Genomic DNA, 22,298 nt, shown 5'->3' with positions numbered 1-22,298 from the left:
CTTTTTCGACTTTTCGAGCCAGCGATACAGGGCGCACCCTGCTTCCCATTCGCTGCCCAGGCGAGCGGCAGGTATGCCGGCATGAGATCCTGCGCGGAATTTTCCACTGAATATTCCAGGAATCGCATACGACACACCAGAGAACTTGCGCTTCCTCGTGGTAGTACCCACTGACTTCGCCAGTCGCGCAAGGTGGAATGGTTGCGCCAGAGTTTACGCGAGCGCGCACGGACCCGCAAGCGCGCCGGCCGGCTCCCCGCAAAGCCGCGCCAGGCCTGGCTCGCAACTTGCTGTTGCAAAGTCGCCTGCGGGTTAACCTCCGTACGGGCGGCCCCTCCGTTACAATGCCGGCCATGTCAATGTTCGTGTGGCCACTGCGCGTGTACTGGGAAGATACCGACGCAGGTGGCGTGGTCTTCTACGCCAACTATCTGAAGTTCTTCGAGCGGGCCCGTACCGAGTGGCTGCGCTCGCTGGGCATCGAACAACAAACGCTCGCTGAAAATAACGGTGTGGTCTTCGTCGTGTGCAGTACCGCCGTGGAATACAATGCGCCCGCCCGGCTGGATGACCAACTGGAGATCCGGACGCGCGTGGAACGGGTAGGACCGGCTTCGGTCCAATTCGCCCAGGAAGCGTGGCGCGCGGAAGTCCATCTGGCGACCGGCGCGATTCGGGTTGGATGTGTTGATAAAAGCACATTCAGGCCGGCGCCGATTCCCACCCCTGTCCTCGAAACCATCAAGAACGCTCGATGAACCCAGTGACCGTCACGCAGGACCTGTCGATCATTTCGCTGGTATTGAACGCCAGTCTGCTGGCGCAGGCCGTTATGGCGCTGCTGCTGGTAATGTCCCTCTTTTCCTGGACCTATATTTTCAGAAAGCATCTGGCGCTGCGTTCCGCGCGCACCCAGACCGAGGGTTTCGAACGCGATTTCTGGGCGGGTGGCGACCTGCAGGCGCTCTATAACAGCGCCGCCAATAACCGCCATAACACCGGCGCGCTCGAGCGCATCTTTGAATCGGGCATGGGCGAATTCCTCAAGGCGCGCGAGCGCAGCAACGATGCCGGCGCGCTGCTCGACGCCGCGCGCCGGGCCATGCGCGCCGCCTATCAGCGCGAGATGGACGTGCTGGAGTCGCACCTGCCGTTCCTGGCCTCGGTCGGGTCGGTCAGCCCGTACATCGGCCTGTTCGGCACGGTGTGGGGCATCATGAATGCGTTCCGCGGCCTGTCCAACGTGCAGCAGGCGACCCTGGCCTCGGTGGCACCCGGCATTGCCGAAGCGCTGGTGGCCACGGCCATCGGCCTGTTCGCCGCCATTCCGGCGGTGATTGCCTATAACCGGTATGCGACCGAGATCGACCGCCTGGCCATCCGGTTCGAGAGCTTTATGGAGGAGTTCCTGAACATCCTGCAGCGCCAGACCCGCTGATCGCCTGTTCATGCATTCGATGGATCGCACACGGAGCTAACACACATGGCAGCCATCCAGCGCCGCGGCGGCTCGCGCCGCCGGGCCAGCGCCGAAATCAACGTCGTGCCCTATATCGACGTGATGCTCGTGCTGCTCGTCATCTTCATGGTGGCGGCACCGCTGGTGAACCCGGCCGTGGTCGACCTGCCTTCGGTCGCCAATGCCACCCCGCAGCAGAAGACGCCGCCGATCATCGTGACCGTCCACGAAGACGGCGCCCTGACCGCGCGCGGCCGGGATCCGGCCGGCAACTCGTTCGAGCGCAAGCTCGACAAGCCGGGCCTGCTGGGCTTTGTCCATCAGCGCCAGAACGAGAATCCGGACCAGCCGGTGGTGATTGCGGCCGACCGTTCCGTCAAGTACGAAGCCGTGCTCGACGTGATGTCCATTTTGAAGGCCGATGGCGTCAAGCGCGTCGGCCTGATGGTGAAGTCCAAATAAGCGTCGCGTCCGCTCGTGGCCACCTTGTCCTCACCTCATCCTTCCCAGCAGGCCCCGCGGCCGCCGCGCCGCGCGAAGGCCGCCGCGTATCCGTATCAGCCGGTCAAGGAACGCGGCACGCTGCGTTCGTTCCTGCTCGCCTTGCTGATGCATGTGCTGCTCGGCATCGTGCTCTATTTCGGTGTGCACTGGCAGAGCAGCACCCCTGTCGGCGGCGAGGCCGAATTGTGGGAGGAAGTGCCCGACGTCGCGCCGGCGCCGCCGCCCCCGCCGCCGCAACCGGTCGAGCAACCGCGTCCGGTGCCGACCCCGCAGGTGCGCAGCCAGGCCGAGGAAGATGCCGAGATCGCGCTCGAACGCCAGAAGCGCAAGCAGGCGGAAGAGCGTGCCGCCAGGGAAGAGGCCGCGCGTCAGGAACAACTGCGCAAGGAACAGCAGCGCGAGGAAGCGCTGAAGGAACAGCAACGCCAGCAGCAGTTGCGCGACGAAGCCCAGCGCAAGGAAGCGCAACGCAAGGAAGACCAGCGCAAGAAGGCCCAGCAGGAGCAGGAGCGCAAGGAGCAGGAGCGCAAGGAACAGGCTGAGCACGACCGCAAGGAAGCCGCCGCGGCGAAGGCCAAGGCGGACGCCAAGGCCAAGGCCGACGCCGAAGCGAAGGCCAAGACCGACGCCGAGCAGAAGGCCAAGGCCAAGGCGGATGCCGACGCCAAGGCCAAGCGCGAGGCCGCGGCCAATGCGCAACGCAAGGCGGAACTCGCCCGTCTGCAGGCGCTGGCCAGCGGTGGTGCCGCGGTCAGCGGCGGCGGCGTCGGCAATGCGAGCGGCTCCGGCGCGGGCGCGGGCGGCAATGCCTCGCCGGGCTATGCGGACCGCGTGCGCCGCAAGGTGCTGCCGAACGTGAACTATGGTGGCGACACCTCGAGCAATCCGACTGCCGTGGTGGCGGTGCAACTGGCCCCGGACGGCACGGTATTGTCGGCGCGCCTGACGCGCGGCAGTGGCAATTCGGCATGGGACGACGCGGTGCTGCGCGCGGTGGAGGCATCGAGCCCGCTGCCGCGCGATGAAAACGGCAAGGCGCCGGGCAGCATCACGCTGTCGTTCCGGCCGAAGAACTGAATAAGGTAGCGAGAGCGAAGGAGGCATACCGTGATTTGCAACATAATGCAACCTTCATCGCGGGGTATCGGTCCCGTCGCTACCATGGACGGTTGCCTGACGCAGCCGGCAGTGTGAATCCTGTTATCGACTAAGGAGCAGCATGCGAAAGCTTTGGGCCCCCAACTGGCTGTCCGCGCGGCGGCATCACGCTGACCAACGGGCGGGTGTTCTGCCTACCACCGACGTGCATACCGCCGCGTCGGCATCCGCCGCATTGCCTACCGCATTGCCTACCCCCGCATTGCTTGCCAACGCATCGCGCGACGCCACGCGCCACGCCACGCGACAATCCACGCGCCGCGCGCTCATGGCCTGGCTGGCGGCCGCGCTGGCCTTCTCCGCCGGCGTCGCCCACGCCCAACTGAATGTGGAAATCGTGGGTGTGGGCTCGACCCAGTTCCCGATCGCCACGGCCAATTTCCAGGGCGAGGCGCAAGCCCCGCAGAACCTGACCGCCATCATCCGCAGCGACCTCGTCAACAGCGGCCGCTTTCGCAATGTCGATCCGGCCGGCGCCACCGTGGCGGAAACCGCCAGCGTCGACCTCGGCAGCTGGAAGGGTCGCGGCGCCGATGCCTTTGTCGCCGGCAGTGTGACGCCCGCCGGCAACGGTCAGTACGAAGTCCGCTTCCGCCTGTACGACACCGTCAAGCAGCAGAGCCTCGGCGGTCTCGCCTTTACGGTCGCGCCGAACCAGCTGCGCGTGACCGCACACAAGATTGCGGACTACATCTACGAGAAGCTGCTTGGCGAGCGCGGCGTGTTTGCCACGCGCCTGTCCTATGTGTCGCGCGTGGGCAAGCGCTACCAGTTGCTGATCTCCGACTCCGATGGCCAGAACGCGCAGGTCGCGCTGACCAGCAACGAGCCGATCATCTCGCCGGCGTGGTCGCCCGATGGCCGCCGCGTGGCCTACGTCTCGTTCGAGGCAAGGAAGCCCGTGGTCTACGTGCATGACCTGGCCACCGGCAAGCGGGTGCTGGTCTCCAACCAGAAGGGCAACAACAGCGCGCCGTCGTGGTCGCCCGACGGCCAGCACCTGGCCGTGGCGCTTTCGCGCGATGGCAACACGCAGATCTATCTGGTCAACGCGGACGGCTCCGGCCTGCGCCGTATCACGCGCAGCAGCGCGATCGATACCGAGCCGCAGTTCTCGCCGGACGGACGCAGCATCTATTTCACCAGCGATCGCGGCGGTGCGCCGCAGATCTACCGCATGCCTGCAACCGGCGAGGAGTCCGGCGCGGCACAACGTGTGACCTTCAAGGGCAGCTACAACGTCAGTCCGCGCATCTCGCCGGACGGCAAGTACCTGGCCTATATCACGCGGGCGGGCGGCTTCAAGCTGCAGCTGCAGGACCTGTCCAACGGTGACGTGACGTCGCTCACCGATACGACCAACGACGAATCCCCGAGCTTCGCCGCCAACGGCAAGTACATTCTGTACGCAACCCGCGTGGGAGGCCGCGCGGTATTGGCGGCGGTCTCGACGGATGGTCGCACCAAACAGGTTCTCTCCCTCCAGTCCGGCGAGGTTCGCGAGCCGTCCTGGGGTCCTTTCATGCAATAACCAGAGGAGTATCGCCATGCCCCAAATGTTGACCAAGACTCTCGCCATCGCCGCACTGCTCGCCCTGGGCGCCTGCAGCTCGGGCGTCAAGCTCGACGACACCGCCAAGGCCGGTGCCGGTGGTGCCCAGCCGGGCGCCGACGGCCGTGCCGTACAGCCGGTGGATGTGTCGCGCGACCCGCTGAACGACCCGAACGGCCCGCTGGCCAAGCGCAGCGTGTACTTCGACTTCGACAGCTATACCGTCAAGTCGGACTACCAGGGCATGCTGTCGGCCCACGCCCAGTACCTGAACGCCAACAAGGGCCGCAAGGTGCTGATCCAGGGCAACACCGACGAGCGTGGCACCAGCGAGTACAACCTCGCGCTGGGCCAGAAGCGTGCCGAAGCGGTGCGTCGCTCGCTGGGTTCGCTCGGCGTGTCCGACTCGCAGATGGAAGCCGTGAGCCTGGGCAAGGAAAAGCCGAAGGCAACGGGTCACGACGAAGCCTCGTGGGCGGAAAACCGCCGCGCTGACATCGCCTACTGATCTACGGACAAGTCTTCATGAACGCACGCGTATCCACCTTGCTGTGGCTGGCCGCCATCTCCGGTGGCGGTCTGCTCGCGGCCACGCAGGCACAGGCCGGCGTCTTCGACGACGACGAGGCCCGCAAGGCCGTGATCCAGCTGCGGGACCAGTTCAACGGTTTCCAGGCCACGGCCTCACAACGCATCGACCAGAACAGCAAGGTCCAGCTTGACATCCAGAACCAGCTCGAGGGTCTGCGTCAGGAAGTGGCCCGGCTGCGCGGTCAGAACGAAGTGCTGCAGAACCAGGTGGACACGTTGCAGCGCCAGCAGAAGGACTACTACGCGGACCTCGATGCGCGTCTGAAGAAATTCGAGCCGCAGCAGGTCACCGTGGACGGGCGCGAGGGGCTGTCCCAGCCCACCGAGAAGCCGGAGTACGATGCCGCGCTCAAGCAGTTCCAGACCGGCGATTTCAAGGGCGCAGGGAATGCGTTTTCGGCCTTTGCGCGGAAGTATCCGCAAAGCCCGTACCTGCCGCTCGCGCAATTCTGGCTTGGCAACTCGCTCTACGCGCAGCGTGACTACAAGGGTTCGATCTCGGTGCTGCAGAACATGGTCCAGGCCAATCCGACGCACCCGAAAGCGCCCGATGCCATGATCGCCATCGCCAATAGCCAGTTCGAATCCGGCCAGAAGGCGGCCGCGAAGAAGACGCTGGAAACGGTGGTGGCCAAGTACCCGGGCACGGAAGGCGCCCAGGCGGCCAGCAATCGCCTGAAGACGCTGAAGTGATGCGGTAGTACAGCATCGTGGTGTAAGAGAGAGCCTGCGTTTGCAGGCTTTTTCTTTTGTGCGCGGCGGATTGTTGCCGGGCTTTTTGCCCGCTCGCCACTCCCGATTGCCTCCCGATTGCCGCTCGGTTGCAGTGCGGTCGCCGGAGGTAGCGGTGCCAGCTTGCGCACGGTCGCGCCGGCCCACGGCGGCACGCCGTTGGCGCTGGATTAAAATAGCGGCTTCCATTGCGTCAACCCCGATCATGACCAAACGCGCCATCGTCCTGCTTTCCGGCGGCCTCGACTCCGCCACCGTCCTTGCCATGGCCAACGCGCAGGGGTTTGAAACCTATGCACTGTCCATGCGCTATGGCCAGCGGCATTCGTCGGAGCTCGACGCGGCCCGGCGCGTGGCCGCCGCGCTCGGGGCCGCGCGCCACGAGATCATCGATCTCGACCTGCGCCGCTTCGGCGGCTCGGCGCTGACCGACGATAGCCTCGATGTGCCGACCGATGGCGCCGTCGGCGGCATTCCGGTGACGTATGTGCCGGCGCGCAACACCATCATGCTGTCGCTCGCACTCGGCTGGGCCGAGGCGATCGGCGGCCGCGACCTGTTCTTCGGCGCCAACGCCGTCGACTATTCGGGCTATCCGGACTGCCGGCCGGAGTATGTGTCGGCCTACGAGACGCTTGCCAACCTGGCCACCAAGGCCGGCGTGGAAGGCGATCGCTTCCGCGTGCACGCGCCCATCATCGACCTGACCAAGGGCGAGATCATCCGCGCCGGCACGCGCCTCGGCGTGGACTACAGCCTGACCGTATCGTGCTACCAGGCCGACGACGACGGCCGGGCATGCGGGGTGTGCGACTCGTGCCGGATCCGCCGGGCCGGCTTCGAGGCCGCCGGCGTGGCCGATCCCACGCGCTACCAGGGCGGCGCGGGCTGATCGCCCTTCCGGACACGCCCCCCACCATCGCACCAGCCACCGCACCGACCATCGCACCAGCCATCGCACCAGCCATCGCAGCGGACCTCGCACCGGCCGCCGCGCCGTGCATATCCATAACGACAACGAGCCTCGCCCCGACATGCCCGAGATCAATATTCCCGCGCTCACGCACACCGTGCTGTGGAGCACCTTCGTCCTGACGTTCCTGTTCGGCGCAATCCTGCAGCGCACCCACTTCTGCACCATGGGAGCGATCTCCGATGTCGTCAACATGGGCGACTGGAACCGCCTGCGCATGTGGGGCCTGGCCATCGGCGTGGCGATGATCGGTACCGGCGTGCTCGCCTGGGGCGGGCAGATCGATCCCACCAAGACGATCTATACGGCGAGCAAGCTGAGCTGGCTGTCGGGCCTCGTCGGCGGCCTGCTGTTCGGTTTTGGCATGGTGCTGGCCTCGGGCTGCGGCAGCAAGACGCTGGTACGGATCGGCGCGGGCAATCTCAAGTCGCTGGTGGTGTTCGTATTCCTCGGCCTGTCCGCATACATGACGCTGCGCGGCGTGTTCGGGGTGGCGCGCGTGAATACCGTCGACAAGATCGCGGTGGCGCTGCCCACCACGCAGGACCTGCCCTCGCTGGTGGCGCATGCCAGCGGCATCGCGCGCCCGACGCTGCAACTCGGGCTGGGCATCGTGCTCGGCATCGTGATGATTCTCTGGGCCATGCTCGGGCGCGGCTTCCGCACCTTCGACCATCTGCTCGGCGGTATCGGCGTGGGCCTCATCATCATTGCGATGTGGTACGTGTCCGGCCATATCGGCTACGTGTCGGAGGATCCCAACACGCTCGAGGAACTGTTCGTGGCTACCAACAGTGGACGTATGGAAAGCCTCAGCTTTGTCGCGCCGTATGCCTATACGCTCGACTGGCTGATGCTGTTCAGCGATACCAGCAAGGTGCTCACGATCGGCATCGTCTGCGTGTTCGGCGTGATCGCCGGCGCCGCGGTCTACGCGCTGGCCACCGGCACGTTCCGTTGGGAAGGTTTCGGCAGCCCGGAAGACGTGGCCAACCATATCGTGGGCGGCACCCTGATGGGCATCGGCGGCGTGACCGCGCTCGGCTGCACGATCGGGCAGGGCCTGTCCGGCGTGTCGACGCTCGCGATCGGCTCGTTCCTGGTGTTTGCCGCGATGATGGCGGGGGCCACCATGGCCTTCCGCTATCAGATGTGGCGCCTGGAAAGCATGGGTTGACACCCCCAGGTCGCCTCCATATAATCGCGGATTCGGTTTTTCGGGGTCGTTAGCTCAGTCGGTAGAGCAGCGGACTTTTAATCCGTTGGTCGCGTGTTCGAGTCACGCACGACCCACCAGCATGCCCAAAAGCCCGTCGCTCCTACGACGGGCTTTTTTCGTTGGTGCCAACCATCGAAAGCCCACCAAGGGGTGTGCCCGTCATCGCGGGTCCGCCGCCGCGAGTCGACGCGTGGGCGTTGCCAAAACGGTTACATCGCTTTTTTCCCCGCCTCCCTCTATCATTGCCGCGGGCCGGTCCCGATTAATCCGTCTGAGTTAAAGACAACGTTACCGTCCTGACCCAGAATGAGCGCTGCGTCACATCCGTGTGGCGACGCTCCTCTCCCTCTACCCAAGAAATCGACGAGTTGCCGGCTGCGCGGAACGCCGGCAAGGGAAGTCTTTATGCAGCAGCATGGCGGATCCCCGCCGGCCAGCGGACGCGTCCTGCGCGTGGTCTGGCCGTTCGTCCCCGTGGTATTTGCGCTGGCGGTGTTCTGCGTGGCCAGCGTCGACGTGCTGTCCGCCACGCGCGCGTTCATTGCCGGCGAGAGCCTGTGGAGCAAGGGGCAGAAGGCCGCGGTGGTGCATCTGCTGCGCTATGCGGAGACCCGCCAGGACGCCGATTTCGAAGCCTTTCGCCGCGCCATCGCGGTGCCGCTCGGCGACCGTGCCGCACGCCTCGAACTGGAAAACACGACGCGGTTCAACCAGGCCCGCGCCACGGCCGCGATGTCACCGAGATCGACGCGGCCATCAAGGCCTGGGCCCAGGCCGATGCCGAGATCGGCAAGCTCGATGCGCTCGCCGCCACGCTGCGCGAGCACGTGGCCGACCCCGACTGCGGCGAGGCCTGCCTGCAACCGCTGGTGGCGTCCATCACGGCGCTCGATGCACGCCTGACGCCGCTGGAGGCGTCATTCTCCGCTTCGCTCGGCATGGCCTCGCGCCGCGTCCGCGACATGCTGCTGCTGGGCGCGGTGAGCATCGCGGGGCTGCTGCTGTTGAGCGCGATGTGGTTGTCGTACCGCATCCTGCGCCAGGAGCGCCGCCTGCGCGAGGCGCTGACCGGCAGCGAGGAGCGCCTCAAGCTGGCGGTGGCCGGCAGCAGCGACGGGCTATGGGATTGGCATCCCCATCGCGGCGAGCTTTATTTCTCGCCGCGCTGCGCGGAAATGCTGGGTTACGCGGCCGACGAACTGCCGCATGCGCGCGAAACGCTGATGGCCCTGATGCATCCCGCCGATGTGCCCGAGTTCGAGCGTCGCCTGTCGCGGCATCTGCGTGCCGGCACGCAATACGATGTGGAATTCCGCTTACGCCGCAAGGCCGGCGGTTACCTGTGGGTGCGTTCGCGCGGCCGGCTGGTGCGCGGTACCACCGGCAAGCCCGCGCGTATGGCCGGCTCGCTGACCGATATCAGCGATCGCAAGGAATTCGAGTCGCAGCTGTTCGCGGAAAAGGAGCGCGCCCAGGTCACGCTGCAGGCGATCGGCGAGGCGGTAGTCACCACCGATGTGTGGGGCCGCATCGAGTCGCTCAACCCGGTGGCCGAACTGTTGACGGGCTGGTCCAACGCGGAGGCGGCCGGCAAGTTCCTGGCGCAGACCTGTCCGCTGCAGGACGAGAACACCGGCGCGCCGGTCACCGACCTGATCGCGCGCGCGTTGCAGGAACGCTGGCCCACGCAGGCCGTGATGCTGCTGGCGCGGCGCGGCGGCGGACTGGTCGCGGTCAAACCCTCGGTCGCGCTGATCCGCGATCGCGGCGGTCTGGCCATCGGCGTCGTGCTGGTGCTGCACGATGTCAGCATGGAGCGCGCGCATGCGGCGCGCCTCGCCCATGAAGCCACGCACGACGCGCTCACCGGCCTGGTTAACCGCGCGGAATTCGAGCGGCGCCTTGCCGCCGCCATGAATGCCACCCAGCACGGTGGCTGCACGCACACGCTGATGTACCTGGATCTCGACCAGTTCAAGGTGGTCAACGACACCTGCGGACATGCCGCCGGCGACGAACTGATCCGCCAGGTGGCCGAGGTGATGCGGCAGCCGATGCGCAAGGGCGATACGCTCGCGCGCCTGGGCGGAGATGAGTTCGGAGTGCTGCTCGAACGTTGCGAGCGCGATGAGGGCGAGGGCGTGGCCGAGGCGTTGCGGCGCGCCATCTCGAGCTTCCGCTTTGCCCATCGGCAGCGCACCTTCGCGCTGGGCGTCAGCATCGGGCTGGTCACGCTCGATGGCAGCATCGTCAAGCTGGAAGAAGCGCTGAGCGCGGCCGATGCCGCTTGCTACATGGCCAAGGAAGGCGGCCGCAATCGTGTCCAGGTCTACCGCATGGACGACAACGCGATGCAACTGCGGCGTGGCGAGATGGAATGGGTCAGCCGCGTGCATGCGGCGCTGGCGGCCGGACGTTTCTGCCTGTATGCCCAGGATATCGTCGCGCTGCAGCCCGAGGTGGCGGGCGCCGGCGGCCGCCATATCGAACTGCTGCTGCGCCTGGTCGACGAACGCGGCGAACTGGTACCGCCGATGGCCTTCGTACCCGCGTGCGAGCGCTTCAACCTGATGCCGATGATCGATCGCTGGGTGGTGGAGACCGGGTTTGCCGCGCTCGCGCGCATCGAGGTCGATCGGCCCGGCGAAATCGGCATGTGTTCGATCAACCTGTCCGGCGCCTCGCTCGCCGACGACCATTTCCCGGGCTTCGTGCGGCAGCAAGCCGCTCGGCATGGCGTCGCGCTGCACCAGATCTGCTTCGAAATCACCGAGACCGCGGCGATCGGCAATCTGACGCAAGCGGCGGCGTTTATCCAGCAGTTGCAGGCGATGGGCTGCGCGTTTGCGCTCGACGACTTCGGCGCGGGCATGTCATCTTTTGCCTACCTCAAGCATCTGCCTGCGGCGTATCTCAAGATCGACGGCAGCTTCGTGCGCGATATGCTCGACGATCCGGTCAACCAGGTCATGGTCGAAGTGATCCAGCGCATCGGTCATGTGATGGGCAAGCGGACCATTGCCGAGTTTGTCGAGAGCGAGGACATGCTGGTACGCCTGCGCGCGCTCGGCATCGACTACGCACAGGGCCACCATATCGCGCGGCCCCGGCCGTTCGCGCACGGCAGCGGCGTGCAGACGGATCATGCCGATTGCGCCGTGGTGGCGCTGTGAGGCGCTGACTGGCGCCTGGGTATCCGGCGGCCGGATCGGCACCCGCCCGGTTTCGGGCCGGATCAGGGCGAAAAACTCAGGGCGAAAAACTCAGGGCGAAAAACTCAGGGCCAAAAATCAGGGGGTGGGTGGCGTGCCCGGCGGGGTCACGGCAAGTGGCGCCTCGGTTGTCACGGCAGGCAGCGCCGTCCCGGCACGCGGCGTCGACACCAGCGGATCGCGGAAGCCGGTATCGCGCATCGCCGTCGATGGCGCCGGACCTTCGCGCCGCGTGGCGTTCCAGGTCTTGTAGGCCCAGTAGCCCGCGCCGGCCAGCATGCCGAGTTTCGACAGCTTCCACGTGGCGCGTCCCAGCGCGGTCCGGCGCAATAGCGGCAGCGCCAGGGTGATGGCAGTACTGACCATCGGGTAGTCACGCGTCACGCCAAACAGCTTGAGCCAGCCGGCAGGCCGCGTCAGGCGCGGCAGCCATGCGCTCATGTTGGTCATGCGGCGGGCGCCGCCACGCACCTGGCGCAGGGCCTGGACCGCGTCGTAGCGCTCGAGCGCGGCGCGCGTCAGCAGCAGTTCCTTGCGTACCGCGAGCGGCAGCCGTACTTCGTGCGAAAAACGCGCGGGACGCGGATGATCGCGGCGTGGGAGCTCGCCCGCGTGGTCGTCACCGTGGGCCCCGTCGGGCGCGGCGGAAGCAGAGGTCGGCTTGGTCATCGGCGCAGAATCTCCCGGTCCTTGTCCAGCTCGGCGAGGGTCGCCTCGAACAGCGGCGGTGCATTGCGGACCTTGTTGCGTGCGGTCAGCAGGCATGCGGCCGCCGCAATCAGGTAGAACAGCACGATGGCGAGAATGGCCTGCCAGCGGTAGGTTTCCCAGAACAGGATGACGATCAGCAGCGTGAACGTCATCAGCGCCATGCTGAAGAACGCAAGGCCAAAACAGACCAGGAGCGCCACCTTCATGAGCCGCGCGCGTTCCTCTGCAAGTTCCACGCTGGCGAGCTCAAGCCGGGTCTGCAGCATCGAGACCACCGAGCTGGCGAGGTTGCGAAGGGATTCCAGGAACTTCGGGGAAGAAGGGTCGCTCATGCGGCGTCTTTGGCGATTGGCGGGCAGGTCGGGTTGACAGGGCGGGGTGGCGAAAGCCGCGGTAGCAGAGCGGGCCGTGCGGCGGCGGGGCCTGTGTCGTCCTGCGTCGTGTAAGGGGCGGGGCGGCGCTCGCGTGCCGCCCCGTTCGGCTTACTTGCGATTCAGCAGCAGGCCGATCACCAGACCCACGCCCGCTGCCAGACCCACGGCACGCCACGGGTGGTCGTGCACGTAGTCGTCGGTGGCGCGGGCCGCGGCCTTGCTCTTGGTGACCACGGCGTCCTGCAGGTCCTGGGCCTTTTCCTTGGCCTGCTTCAGCAGGCCCATGCCGCGTTCGCGCAGTTCGGCGGCTTTTTCGCCGGTAGTCGAGGCCGCTTGCTTAAGCAGTTCTTCGGCATCGGACAAAACGGTCTTGACATCGCTCATCAGTTTCTCCTGTTTGCGGGCGGTTGGTTGTGTCGTTAGCATTTTGCCTTGCTCGCTTGGTCTTGTGGCGTTTCCTCTCGTCCAACTAGGATATGTGGCGGCGACCCATCGTTTCAAGTTGACGGATTGCATGACCGCCAGTCCGTCATCGGAAGGAGACGCGCATGGCGAAGATCCGGTGCATTGGACGGCCATGCAAAATCCGTGACAGCCAGGCGGCGCAAGGTACCAGCTACCGAGCAATGACTCGATGCTTTATGACTTCGAGTGATTTTATAGTGACTTTATATTCGTTTGAGTTAGATCGCAATCTCACTAAGCTGAGTCGACCGTTTCTCTGGGTTCGGTGTCGCCGGTTTCGGTTTCGCTGGTTTCTCACATACTGTTGCATCCTTTTTCAGGACAGGAGGTAAGGCATGGCATTGCGTCTCGGCGATATCGCCCCCGATTTCGAGCAGGATTCGAGCGAAGGCCGCATCCGCTTTCACGAATGGCTCGGCGACAGCTGGGGTGTCCTGTTCTCGCATCCGGCCGATTACACGCCGGTTTGCACCACTGAACTCGGTCTGACCGCCAAGCTCAAGGAAGAGTTCGCGCGCCGCGGGGTCAAGGCGATCGCACTGTCGGTCGACAGCGTGGAATCGCACCGCGGCTGGATCAACGATATCAATGAAACCCAGGCCACCTCGGTCAACTTTCCGATTCTGGCCGATGGCGATCGCAAGGTGTCCGAGCTTTACGACATGATTCACCCGAACGCCAACGAGACCCTCACGGTGCGTTCGCTGTTCATCATCGACCCGAAAAAGAAGGTGCGCCTGATCATTACCTATCCGGCCAGCACGGGTAGAAATTTCAACGAGATCCTCCGTGTCATCGATTCTCTGCAATTGACTGACAATCACAGCGTGGCCACGCCGGGCAACTGGCAGGATGGCGACGATGTGGTCATCGTGCCGTCGCTCAAGGATGAGGCGGTGATCCGCCAGAAATTCCCGAAGGGGTACCGGGCGGTGCGCCCGTATCTGCGCCTGACGCCGCAGCCGAACAAGTAAGTCCGGTGGCGCGCGCCCTCTGCCGCACGGGAGAGGGCGCAGACCGGCGGATGCCGGTCGGAGGGATCAGAAGAATGCCTGGATACCGGTCTGGGCGCGGCCCAGGATCAGGGCATGGATATCGTGGGTGCCTTCGTAGGTGTTGACCACCTCGAGGTTGACCACGTGGCGGATCACGCCGAACTCGTCGGAGATACCGTTGCCGCCGAGCATGTCGCGCGCGACGCGGGCGATGTCGAGCGACTTGCCGCACGAGTTGCGCTTCATGATCGAGGTGATTTCCACCGCAGCCGTGCCTTCGTCCTTCATGCGGCCCAGGCGCAGGCAGCCTTGCAGCGCCAGCGTGATCTCGGTCTGCATGTCGGCCAGCTTCTTCTGCACGAGCTGCGTGGCGGCGAGCGGGCGGCCAAACTGCTTGCGGTCGAGTGTGTACTGGCGGGCCGTATGCCAGCAGAATTCGGCGGCACCCAGCGCGCCCCAGGCAATGCCGTAGCGGGCCGAGTTCAGGCACGTGAACGGGCCCTTGAGGCCGCTTACGCCGGGCATGAGGTTCTCTTCGGGCACGAAGACCTGGTCCATCACGATTTCACCGGTGATCGAGGTCCGCAAGCCCACCTTGCCGTGAATGGCGGGCGCGCTCAGGCCCTTCCAGCCCTTCTCCAGGATAAAGCCGCGAATCGCTTCCTTGCCGTCGTCGCCAGCCAGCTTGGCCCATACGACGAAGACGTCGGCGATCGGCGAGTTGGTGATCCACATCTTGGCGCCGCTCAGTTCGTAGCCGCCCGCCACCTTCTTCGCGCGGGTGACCATCGAGCCCGGGTCGGAGCCGTGGTTCGGTTCGGTCAGGCCAAAGCAGCCGATCCATTCACCGGTGGCCAGCTTGGGCAGGTACTTCTGCTTCTGCGCCTCGCTGCCGAATTCGTAGATCGGCACCATCACGAGCGACGATTGCACGCTCATCATCGAGCGGTAGCCCGAGTCCACGCGCTCCACTTCACGCGCGATCAGACCATAGCTGACGTAGTTGAGGCCGGGGCCGCCGTACTGTTCCGGGATGGTCGGGCCGAGCAGGCCCAGTTCGCCCATCTCGCGGAAGATTTCCACATCGGTCTTCTCATTGCGGAAGGACTGGAGCACGCGCGGCATCAGCTTATCCTGGCAATAGGACTGCGCGGCGTCGCGCACCATGCGTTCTTCGTCGGTGAGTTGCTGGTCCAGCAGCAGCGGATCGGCCCAGTGGAATTCGGCGTTGGCAGCCATGAAGGTCTCCTGAAATTTGAAGTTCCGCATTGCGGAACCGTGTTCCGATGAGCTAGTATAGCCGAACAGGATCGCGCTGCAACAACCGCGATGCGGTTGTGATGCGAACCCTTCTCCAGGAGCCTGGCTTGGCCGACCATACCGTTTCCCCCGCCGTTTCGCCCGCCGTTTCCCCTGTCGTTGCCCCGGCCGCTACCGCCGCCGCGCGCGACAGCGATCCGAATTTCGTCACCGCGCTCGCGCGTGGCCTGGAGTTGTTGCGTTGCTTTCGCACCGGCGAGGCGATGCTCGGCAACCAGGACTTCGTGCGCCGCACCGGTTTTCCCAAGGCGACGGTCAGCCGGCTGGCCGGTACGCTGGTGCAGCTCGGCTACCTGCGTCATGACGAATCGCTCGGCAAGTACGCGCTCGATGCCGGTGTGCTGGCGCTGGGCTTCTCGTACCTCTCGGCGTCCGATGTGGTGGCGCTGGCGCGTCCGCATATGCTCGCGTTTGCGCAGTCGTACGGGGTGTCGGTCTCGCTCGGCAAGCGCGAGCGGCTGGAGGTGATCTACCTGGAATCGATCCGTAACGATGCCGGCGTGATGCTGGGCCTGGGCGTCGGTTCGCGGCTGTCGCTGGTGTCGAGCTCGATGGGTCGGGCCTACCTGGCGGCCTTGCCGGCGGCACGGCGCGAGCGTGTGCTGGCCGAGTTTGCGCAGGCCTATCCGGAACAGTGGAAGCAGCAGGAGGCGCCGATGCGCGCGGCGCTGGCCGAGGCCGAGCGCCTGGGCTATTCCACCTCGTTCCGCGACTGGCACCCGGCCATTCACGCGTGCGCGGTGGCGTTCCGGCCGATCGGCGAGCGCGAGCCGCATATGCTGAGCTGCAGCGCATCCTATGGCACGGTGCCGGAACAGGATTTCCACGACAGGCTCGCGCCCGCGTTGCAGGCGCTGGCCGCGCGCCTGTCCGAGCCGCGCGTTTGAAACGACCGCGTCAGAGATCCGTGCGCAGTTTCCACAGTTCGGGAAATAGCACCACGTCGAGCATCTTGCGCAGGTAGCCCACGCCCTCGGTGCCGCCGGTGCCGCGCTTGAAGCCGATCACGCGCTCGACCGTGGTCACATGGCGGAAGCGCCATTGCCGGAAGGCATCCTCGAGATCGACGAGCTTCTCGCCAAGCTCGTAAAGCTCCCAATGCGCGGACGGGGCGCGATAGATTTCCAGCCATGCGGCCTCGACCGAAGCGTTGTAGCCGGCCGGTTCGGTCCAGTCGCGTTCGAGGCAGCCCGCGTCGATGCGCAAGCCGCGCCGTGCCATCAGCCGGATGGCTTCGTCGTACAGCGACGGCGTATGCAGCGCGGCTTCGACCAGCGCGTGGTGCTCGCGCCGGTGCGCATGCGGCCGCAGCATGGCGGCATTCTTGTTGCCAAGAATGAATTCGATCTCGCGGTACTGATACGACTGGAACCCCGACGACGCACCCAGGTACGGCCGCATGGCCGAGTACTCGGGCGGCGTCATGGTCGCCAGCACGTTCCACGCCTGCACCAGCTGGTCCATGATGCGCGACACGCGCGTCAGCATCTTGAAAGCCGGGCGCAGCTGGTCTTGCCGCACGCTGTCGCGCGCGGCGCGCAGTTCATGCAGCATCAGCTTCATCCACAATTCCGTGGTCTGGTGCTGGACGATGAACAGCATCTCGTTATGATCGGGCGAGCGCGGGTGCTGGGCGGTGAGGATCTGGTCCAGGCCGAGATAGTCGCCGTAGCTCATGTCGCGCGCAAAATCCATCTGCGCGCCGTGCCAATTGCCCGCCTGGCCGTGGTCCCCTTGGCTCCCTTCGCCCCTTTCGTCCCTTTCGTCCCTTCCGCCCGCATCGTCCCCCTGGCTGCCTGCGCGCGCGTCACGCTGCTCGCCGGCGTTACCGCTGTCACCGGCGTGGCCCGAGAACGGACATCCCCGTGTATGGTTCATGCTGGTCTCCGTGTCAGGTCACCTGGGTACGCACGGCAAAGCGGGCCTCGCGATACATGCCGGTATCGAGCACGTCGCGCAGCGTCTCCACCGCGTCCCACACGTCGGCATAGCCGGTATAGAGCGGCGTAAAGCCGAAGCGCGCGATACCGGGCTCACGATAGTCGCCGATCACGCCGCGTTCGATCAGCGCGGCCACCACCGCATAGCCGTCCGGATGGGCAAAGCTGACCTGGCTGCCACGGCGCACATGCTCGCGTGGCGTGATCAGCCGCAGCGGATGATCGGCGCAGCGATGTTCCACCAGGCGGATAAACAGGTCGGTGAGCCGCAGCGATTTCTGACGCAGCGCGGCCATGCTGGTTTGCGCAAAGATATCGAGCCCGCATTCGACCATGGCCAGCGACGTGACCGGCTGCGTGCCGCACAGGAAGCGCCCGATGCCTGCGGTGGGCCGGTACTGCGGCGCCATCGCGAACGGCTGCGCATGCCCCCACCAGCCCGACAGCGGCTGCCAGAACGCATCGCGCAGCGCGGGCGCCACCCATACGAATGCGGGCGAGCCCGGGCCGCCGTTGAGGTACTTGTAGGTGCAGCCGATCGCGTAGTCGGCGCGCGCCGCGGTCAGGTCCACCGGCACCGCGCCGGCCGAGTGGGCCAGATCCCACACCGTCAGCGCGCCGCGCGCGTGCGCGCGTTCGGTCAGCCCGGCCATGTCGAGCATCTCGCCGGTCTGGTAGTTGACGTGCGTGAGCATGAGCACCGCGCAGTCGCCATCGATGGCCGCGTCGAGCTCGTGCGGATGGTCGACCAGGCGCAGCGAATAGCCGCGTTGCAGCAGATCGGCCAGGCCCTGCGCGATATAGAGATCGGTGGGGAAATTGCTCGCTTCGGAAACGATGACCTTGCGCGCCGGATCGCGCTGCTGCTGCACACGCAACGCGGCGGCCAGCACCTTGAACAGATTGATCGAGGTGGTATCGGTGACCACCACTTCGTCCGGGCCCGCACCGATCAGTGGCGCGAGCTTGTTGCCAAGGCGGCGCGGCAGGTCGAACCAGCCGGCGCGGTTCCAGCTGCGGATCAGGCCGTCGCCCCATTCGGCGGATACCACCTCGGCCGCGCGCGCGGCGGCGGCACGAGGCCGCGCGCCGAGCGAGTTGCCATCGAGGTAGATCACGCCCTCAGGCAGGGCGAATTGCGCGCGCAGCGCGCCGAGCGGATCGTCGCGGTCGAGCGCGACGCAGTGTTCACGGGTGAATGCGGTCATGGAGCAATGGGGTCGGGTCAGGTCAGGGCGCGCAGCACGGCACGCACGGGGCTGGCATCGAGCCCGGCCAGGCGCAGCGGCAGCGCGATCAGTTCGTAGTCGCCGGCGGGCACCTCGTCGAGCACGATCCCTTCGAGAATCGCCAGCCGGTGCGCGCGCACGGCATGGTGGGCATCCATGGTCTTGCTGTCCTGCGGGTCGAGCGACGGCGTATCGATGCCGACCAGTTGCACGCCGTGCGCGGCCAGCAGCGCGATGGTGCCGGGCGCCACCGCGCAGAAGCCGCTATCCCACGCGGCCAGCGGCGCGCGCTGGTAGGTGCGCAGCAGCACGCGCGGCGGGACGCCGGCCAGCGCATGTTCGACATGGTGCGGTGCGACCACCGGCGTGGCGCCGATGCAGTGGATCACGCGGCAGGGGCCCAGGTAGGCGTCGAGCGGGACATCGGCAATCGGCGCGCCATCGGCGGCGTAGTGCAGCGGGGCGTCGGCGTGTGCGCCGGTATGCGGCGACATCGTGATGCGGCCCACATTGACCGGGCAGTGCGCATCCATCTGCCACGAGGGCTCGTGGCGGAAGGGGGTATCGCCTGGCCAGACCGGCGTGGCGGAAGACACCGTCGGGCTGATGTCCCAGAGTTGGCGAGGGGCGGCGGTCATATCGACTCTTCAGGTCTCAATGGCCGCATGTTAGTCAAAAAATCGAGCAAGGGGCTTGCAAATTCACCCGTATAATCGGCGGATATTCGCAGAATCTTTCAATTAATAGCCTGATTTTGGCTGGATCTTCAACATGACGCTTGACCCTATCGACCTGCGCATTCTGACCTGCCTGCAGGAGAATGGCCGGATCAGCAACCAGGACCTTGCGGACCGCGTGGCGCTCTCGCCGTCGGCCTGTCTGCGGCGTGTGCGCCTGCTGGAAGAGGGGGGCGTGATCGGCGGCTACCGCGCGTGGTTCGATGCGGAGCAGCTCGGGCTCGAGATCGAGGCGATCGTGCAGGTGTCTATGCGGCATGACGTCGAGGGCTGGCACGATACGTTCAACGCCGCGGTGCAGGCATGGCCCGAGGTGATGTCGGCCTACGTGATTACCGGCGACAGCAACTACATCCTGCGGGTGCAGGCGCGCAACCTCAAGCACTACTCCGATTTCATCGTCAACCGGCTCTATCGCACGCCCGGGGTGATGGATATCCGCTCGAATATCGTGTTGCAGAAGATCAAGACCGACGGCTCGCCGCTGGCGATCATCAAGGCGGTCGCGGCCTGAGGCAGCGAGGCAGGCGGCAGGGGGAAGGCTGGCGCAGGGAAGGCGCTCGCGCCGGCGCGCAGGACTACTCCTGGCCCGGTAACGCGGCGAGCGTCGCGAACCGGCCGCCCTGGAACACCAGCGGCTGGCCCGCGGGGTCGTGGATGCCGCAGCGTTCCACTTCGCCCACGAAGATCACGTGATCGCCTTCGTCGTAGCGGCTGCGATTGTGGCATTCGAACCAGGCCAGGGCATTGGCCAGGATCGGCAGGCCGTTGGCCGACAGCCGATAGTCCACGCCGGCGAAGCGGTCGCCCTTGAGGGTGGCAAAGCGCTGGCACAGGTCGAGCTGGGACGCGGCCAGCACGTTGATGATGTAGTGCGAGCCGCCACGGAACATCGGCAGGCTGTTGGCGCGCGTAGCCAGACTCCACAGCACCAGCGGCGGGTCGAGCGAGACCGAGTTGAACGAGCTGGCCGTAATGCCGACGAAGGGCGCGCTGCCCGCCTGGGCATGTCCGGCCGAGCGCGTGGTGATGACGGTCACACCGGTGGCGAACTGGGACAACGCACGGCGGAAGTGTTGCGCATCGAAGTCGGGCGAGGCGGCGCGGCCGCGCGGCCGGCTGCCCTGGGACGGTCCTTCCAGGCGGCTTCCGGTTTCAGGCATGCCCATGTCTTGGGCTCCACACAATTCCATGACGTTTCCACAGTGTAATCGCGTCGGCGGGCGCACGTGCTGCGTCATAACCTAAACCCGTGCAACCGGGGTTTCGGTGGGTTTTCGCACAAATCGCGCCAGCCTCAGGCTGTCCGCGATTGTAACGGACGTGCCGCCGATGCCGTTCCCTTCATTTTTGCCTGCGCGCGCGCGTTTGCTTGGTTATGCTAGGTAAGTGGAGCGACAGTGACCACCACCGGGAACGGAGCCGACGACATGGAACAGCAGCAGCTTGAGATCGCCACCCTCGGCGGTGGATGTTTCTGGTGCCTGGAAGCGGTCTACCAGCAGGTGGACGGTGTGCGCGCGGTCGAGTCCGGCTATACGGGCGGCCATGTCAGTCATCCGACCTACCGGCAGGTGTGCGACGGCGACACCGGCCACGCCGAGGTCGTGCGCGTGAGCTTCGATCCATCGGTCATTACCTATCGCGAGATCGTCGAGATCTTTTTTGCCATTCACGATCCGACCACGCTCAACCGGCAGGGCAACGACGTCGGCACGCAATATCGATCGGTCATCTTTACCCACTCGGAAGCGCAGCGCGCCACCGCCGAGTATGTGATGCACGAACTCGTCGCCAGCAAGGTGTATGACGATCCGCTGGTCACGCAGATCGAACCCGAACAGCCGTACTGGCGAGCCGAGGAGAGCCACCAGAACTACTATCAGGATCATCCGGGGCAAGGCTACTGCGCGTTCGTGATCTCGCCCAAGGTGGCGAAATTCCGCAAGCAGTTTGCCCATCGGCTGCGGCAGTAAGGTGGCCTTCAGGTGGCAGTTATGGCGGCAGTTATGGCGGCAGTCAGAGGGCAGTCGGGCAGCCGCCGTTACAGCCGCGCCGCAATGGCCTCGGCCAGCCGCCAGCAGGTGAGCGGCGCCGAGCCCTCGGCCTTGTTGCTGACGATCACGTAGGCGGGCTGGCCCGCCTTTAGCGTGCGTACCACGAGCGTGGCGATGGCTTCGCGCGTGGCTACGTCCTCGTCGACGATGCGGTCGAACGGCGCGTAGGCCGACTCGGCGAAGTCGTACGAGCGTCCCTGGTACAGCATCCAGCGCAGCACCAGCGGCCCGGGCGCGTCCGCGTCCATCAGGGCCTGGGCACCGGCCTGCCGTGCCACCGGCGGCAGGCGATCACGCGCCGACAGGCAGAAGCGCACGCCGCGCGCGCGCAGGAGCTTGATGTAGCGCGGCGTCAGCAGGGCCGGGTCGCGCAGTTCCACCGCATAGCAAGCGAACGGCGTCAGCGTCGGGTCGAGCGGCGGCAGCGCGGCGAGGAACGCGTCAAGCCGTGCGAGAAACGCGCCCGCGTCTTGCGCGAGCGCGCCCAGCGGCGACAACTGGAACAGCAGTGGCCCGCAGCGCCGGCCCAGGCCGCCCGTGGCCGGGACGACCAGGTCGCGGATCGCCATCTCGGCATTGAGGAAGGCCGCGTTCTCGACGCGCCCGGCCCCATCCGGGCCGCGCAGCCAGCCATCGCATACGCTGGCCGGCGCCTTGATCAGGAAGCGGAAGTCTTCCGGCACCTGGGCCGCATAGGCGAGGTAGTCGGCCAGCGGTATCGGCCCATAGAAGCCACGGTCGATGCCGGCCGCGCGTAGCAGCGGATGCCGGGCATATGCGCGCAGGCCTTTGCGCGCGAGCAGGCTCTCGCTGTACTGGCCGTCATAGACCAGCCCTTGCCAGCCGGGATAGGACCACGACGAGGTGCCCAGGTACAGGTTCGACGGCAGGCGCGCGGCCAGCTCGACCAGCGCGGCTGGTGCCGGCGCGGCCGCGACGATCTTGCCGCGTGGTGGTCTCGGGCTGGGGGCGGCGCCGGACGATCCGGCCCGGGCGGTGGCCGCGGACGGATCCTCCAGCGCCGGGTCTGGCGTGGGGAGAGGCGTGTCTTCGACCGCCTGGTCGAGCGG

At 66.1% G+C, this 22,298-nt stretch carries 24 protein-coding genes, 1 tRNA gene and 1 riboswitch; of the genes, 16 read left to right on the top strand and 9 right to left on the bottom strand.

Annotated elements, in window-relative coordinates:
- Positions 1–47: 47 nt before the first annotated feature.
- A riboswitch (ZMP/ZTP riboswitch) is annotated at positions 48–197 on the bottom strand.
- Between the two features lie 156 nt (positions 198–353).
- The 12 genes from ybgC to DFLDMN_RS09000 all read left to right on the top strand — a co-directional run bounded on the left by ybgC (position 354) and on the right by DFLDMN_RS09000 (position 11,361).
- The gene (gene ybgC / locus DFLDMN_RS09055) at positions 354–758 is read left to right on the top strand and encodes a tol-pal system-associated acyl-CoA thioesterase (RefSeq protein WP_423198131.1); all 405 of its coding nucleotides are present in this window, start codon (positions 354–356) and stop codon (positions 756–758) included.
- A complete protein-coding gene (tolQ, locus tag DFLDMN_RS09050; protein ID WP_423198130.1) occupies positions 755–1,438 on the top strand; it encodes a protein TolQ in 684 nt (227 codons plus the stop codon). Before ybgC ends, tolQ begins: the two co-directional genes overlap by 4 nt.
- 45 nt (positions 1,439–1,483) lie before the next feature.
- On the top strand, positions 1,484–1,921 hold the full coding sequence (gene tolR / locus DFLDMN_RS09045) for a protein TolR (RefSeq protein ID WP_423198129.1): 438 nt from the start codon (positions 1,484–1,486) through the stop codon (positions 1,919–1,921).
- A gap of 15 nt (positions 1,922–1,936) precedes the next feature.
- The gene (tolA, locus tag DFLDMN_RS09040) at positions 1,937–3,040 is read left to right on the top strand and encodes a cell envelope integrity protein TolA (protein WP_423198128.1); all 1,104 of its coding nucleotides are present in this window, start codon (positions 1,937–1,939) and stop codon (positions 3,038–3,040) included.
- 142 nt (positions 3,041–3,182) lie between these two features.
- Positions 3,183–4,652 carry a Tol-Pal system beta propeller repeat protein TolB gene (gene tolB, locus DFLDMN_RS09035; RefSeq protein WP_423198127.1) on the top strand — a complete coding sequence of 490 codons (1,470 nt, stop codon included), beginning with the start codon at positions 3,183–3,185 and terminating at the stop codon, positions 4,650–4,652.
- 16 nt (positions 4,653–4,668) lie between these two features.
- Complete coding sequence (gene pal / locus DFLDMN_RS09030; protein ID WP_423198126.1) at positions 4,669–5,181, top strand: peptidoglycan-associated lipoprotein Pal; 513 nt, start codon at positions 4,669–4,671, stop codon at positions 5,179–5,181.
- 17 nt (positions 5,182–5,198) lie between these two features.
- Positions 5,199–5,957 carry a tol-pal system protein YbgF gene (ybgF, locus tag DFLDMN_RS09025; protein WP_423198125.1) on the top strand — a complete coding sequence of 253 codons (759 nt, stop codon included), beginning with the start codon at positions 5,199–5,201 and terminating at the stop codon, positions 5,955–5,957.
- Between the two features lie 244 nt (positions 5,958–6,201).
- Positions 6,202–6,888 (top strand): 7-cyano-7-deazaguanine synthase QueC, encoded by a 687-nt coding sequence (gene queC, locus DFLDMN_RS09020; RefSeq protein WP_423198124.1) that lies wholly within the window; start codon positions 6,202–6,204, stop codon positions 6,886–6,888.
- A 142-nt stretch (positions 6,889–7,030) separates the two neighbouring features.
- Entirely contained in the window at positions 7,031–8,146 is a 1,116-nt protein-coding gene (locus DFLDMN_RS09015) for a YeeE/YedE family protein (RefSeq protein WP_423198123.1), read from the top strand.
- A gap of 43 nt (positions 8,147–8,189) precedes the next feature.
- Positions 8,190–8,265: transfer RNA gene (locus DFLDMN_RS09010), tRNA-Lys, on the top strand.
- Between the two features lie 328 nt (positions 8,266–8,593).
- The gene (locus tag DFLDMN_RS09005) at positions 8,594–9,091 is read left to right on the top strand and encodes a hypothetical protein (RefSeq protein WP_423198122.1); all 498 of its coding nucleotides are present in this window, start codon (positions 8,594–8,596) and stop codon (positions 9,089–9,091) included.
- Positions 9,016–11,361: an EAL domain-containing protein gene (locus DFLDMN_RS09000; RefSeq protein WP_423198121.1), complete on the top strand. Its 2,346-nt coding sequence runs from the start codon at positions 9,016–9,018 to the stop codon at positions 11,359–11,361. Before DFLDMN_RS09005 ends, DFLDMN_RS09000 begins: the two co-directional genes overlap by 76 nt.
- A 117-nt stretch (positions 11,362–11,478) precedes the next feature.
- Here the strand turns inward: DFLDMN_RS09000 and DFLDMN_RS08995 are convergent, their stop codons facing one another.
- The 3 genes from DFLDMN_RS08995 to DFLDMN_RS08985 form a co-directional block, all read right to left on the bottom strand.
- Positions 11,479–12,069, bottom strand: a complete 591-nt coding sequence (locus DFLDMN_RS08995; protein WP_423198120.1) for a DUF3318 domain-containing protein — start codon at positions 12,067–12,069, stop codon at positions 11,479–11,481.
- Positions 12,066–12,443, bottom strand: coding sequence for a phage holin family protein (locus DFLDMN_RS08990; protein ID WP_423198119.1), 378 nt, complete (start codon positions 12,441–12,443; stop codon positions 12,066–12,068). The genes DFLDMN_RS08995 and DFLDMN_RS08990 overlap by 4 nt, the downstream gene beginning before the upstream one ends.
- Positions 12,444–12,593: 150 nt before the next feature.
- On the bottom strand, positions 12,594–12,911 hold the full coding sequence (locus DFLDMN_RS08985; RefSeq protein ID WP_423198118.1) for a DUF883 family protein: 318 nt from the start codon (positions 12,909–12,911) through the stop codon (positions 12,594–12,596).
- Between the two features lie 374 nt (positions 12,912–13,285).
- Here DFLDMN_RS08985 and DFLDMN_RS08980 point away from each other — a divergent pair, with 374 nt between their 5' ends.
- Positions 13,286–13,924, top strand: coding sequence for a peroxiredoxin (locus DFLDMN_RS08980; RefSeq protein WP_423198117.1), 639 nt, complete (start codon positions 13,286–13,288; stop codon positions 13,922–13,924).
- A 66-nt stretch (positions 13,925–13,990) separates the two neighbouring features.
- Here the strand turns inward: DFLDMN_RS08980 and DFLDMN_RS08975 are convergent, their stop codons facing one another.
- Entirely contained in the window at positions 13,991–15,184 is a 1,194-nt protein-coding gene (locus tag DFLDMN_RS08975; RefSeq protein WP_423198116.1) for an acyl-CoA dehydrogenase, read from the bottom strand.
- A 128-nt stretch (positions 15,185–15,312) separates the two neighbouring features.
- Between DFLDMN_RS08975 and DFLDMN_RS08970 the strand changes: the two genes are divergently transcribed.
- Positions 15,313–16,152: an IclR family transcriptional regulator gene (locus DFLDMN_RS08970; RefSeq protein ID WP_423198115.1), complete on the top strand. Its 840-nt coding sequence runs from the start codon at positions 15,313–15,315 to the stop codon at positions 16,150–16,152.
- A 10-nt stretch (positions 16,153–16,162) separates the two neighbouring features.
- Here DFLDMN_RS08970 and kynA read toward each other — a convergent pair whose 3' ends face one another.
- From kynA to kynB, 3 genes are read right to left on the bottom strand one after another with little or no spacing between them, the layout of a single operon-like run.
- Entirely contained in the window at positions 16,163–17,143 is a 981-nt protein-coding gene (kynA, locus tag DFLDMN_RS08965; protein ID WP_423198114.1) for a tryptophan 2,3-dioxygenase, read from the bottom strand.
- A 13-nt stretch (positions 17,144–17,156) separates the two neighbouring features.
- Positions 17,157–18,413 (bottom strand): kynureninase, encoded by a 1,257-nt coding sequence (gene kynU, locus DFLDMN_RS08960; protein ID WP_423198113.1) that lies wholly within the window; start codon positions 18,411–18,413, stop codon positions 17,157–17,159.
- 17 nt (positions 18,414–18,430) lie between these two features.
- Positions 18,431–19,072, bottom strand: coding sequence for an arylformamidase (gene kynB / locus DFLDMN_RS08955; RefSeq protein ID WP_423198112.1), 642 nt, complete (start codon positions 19,070–19,072; stop codon positions 18,431–18,433).
- A 133-nt stretch (positions 19,073–19,205) separates the two neighbouring features.
- Here kynB and DFLDMN_RS08950 point away from each other — a divergent pair, with 133 nt between their 5' ends.
- Entirely contained in the window at positions 19,206–19,685 is a 480-nt protein-coding gene (locus DFLDMN_RS08950) for an Lrp/AsnC family transcriptional regulator (protein WP_423198111.1), read from the top strand.
- Positions 19,686–19,749: 64 nt separating this feature from the next.
- Here the strand turns inward: DFLDMN_RS08950 and DFLDMN_RS08945 are convergent, their stop codons facing one another.
- Positions 19,750–20,340, bottom strand: coding sequence for a flavin reductase family protein (locus DFLDMN_RS08945; protein ID WP_423198110.1), 591 nt, complete (start codon positions 20,338–20,340; stop codon positions 19,750–19,752).
- 261 nt (positions 20,341–20,601) lie between these two features.
- On the opposite strand from DFLDMN_RS08945, the gene msrA reads away from it, so the two are divergent.
- The gene (gene msrA / locus DFLDMN_RS08940; protein ID WP_423198109.1) at positions 20,602–21,147 is read left to right on the top strand and encodes a peptide-methionine (S)-S-oxide reductase MsrA; all 546 of its coding nucleotides are present in this window, start codon (positions 20,602–20,604) and stop codon (positions 21,145–21,147) included.
- A 68-nt stretch (positions 21,148–21,215) separates the two neighbouring features.
- Here msrA and DFLDMN_RS08935 read toward each other — a convergent pair whose 3' ends face one another.
- Positions 21,216–22,247, bottom strand: coding sequence for a DUF72 domain-containing protein (locus tag DFLDMN_RS08935; protein ID WP_423198361.1), 1,032 nt, complete (start codon positions 22,245–22,247; stop codon positions 21,216–21,218).
- Positions 22,248–22,298 lie beyond the last annotated feature (51 nt).

The sequence above is a fragment of the Cupriavidus sp. H19C3 genome (assembly GCF_049393815.1).
In the GTDB taxonomy this organism is placed as follows: Bacteria; Pseudomonadota; Gammaproteobacteria; order Burkholderiales; family Burkholderiaceae; genus Cupriavidus.
The sequence above is the reverse complement of the archived record's forward strand: the minus strand, read 5'-3'. Positions and strand labels throughout refer to the sequence as shown.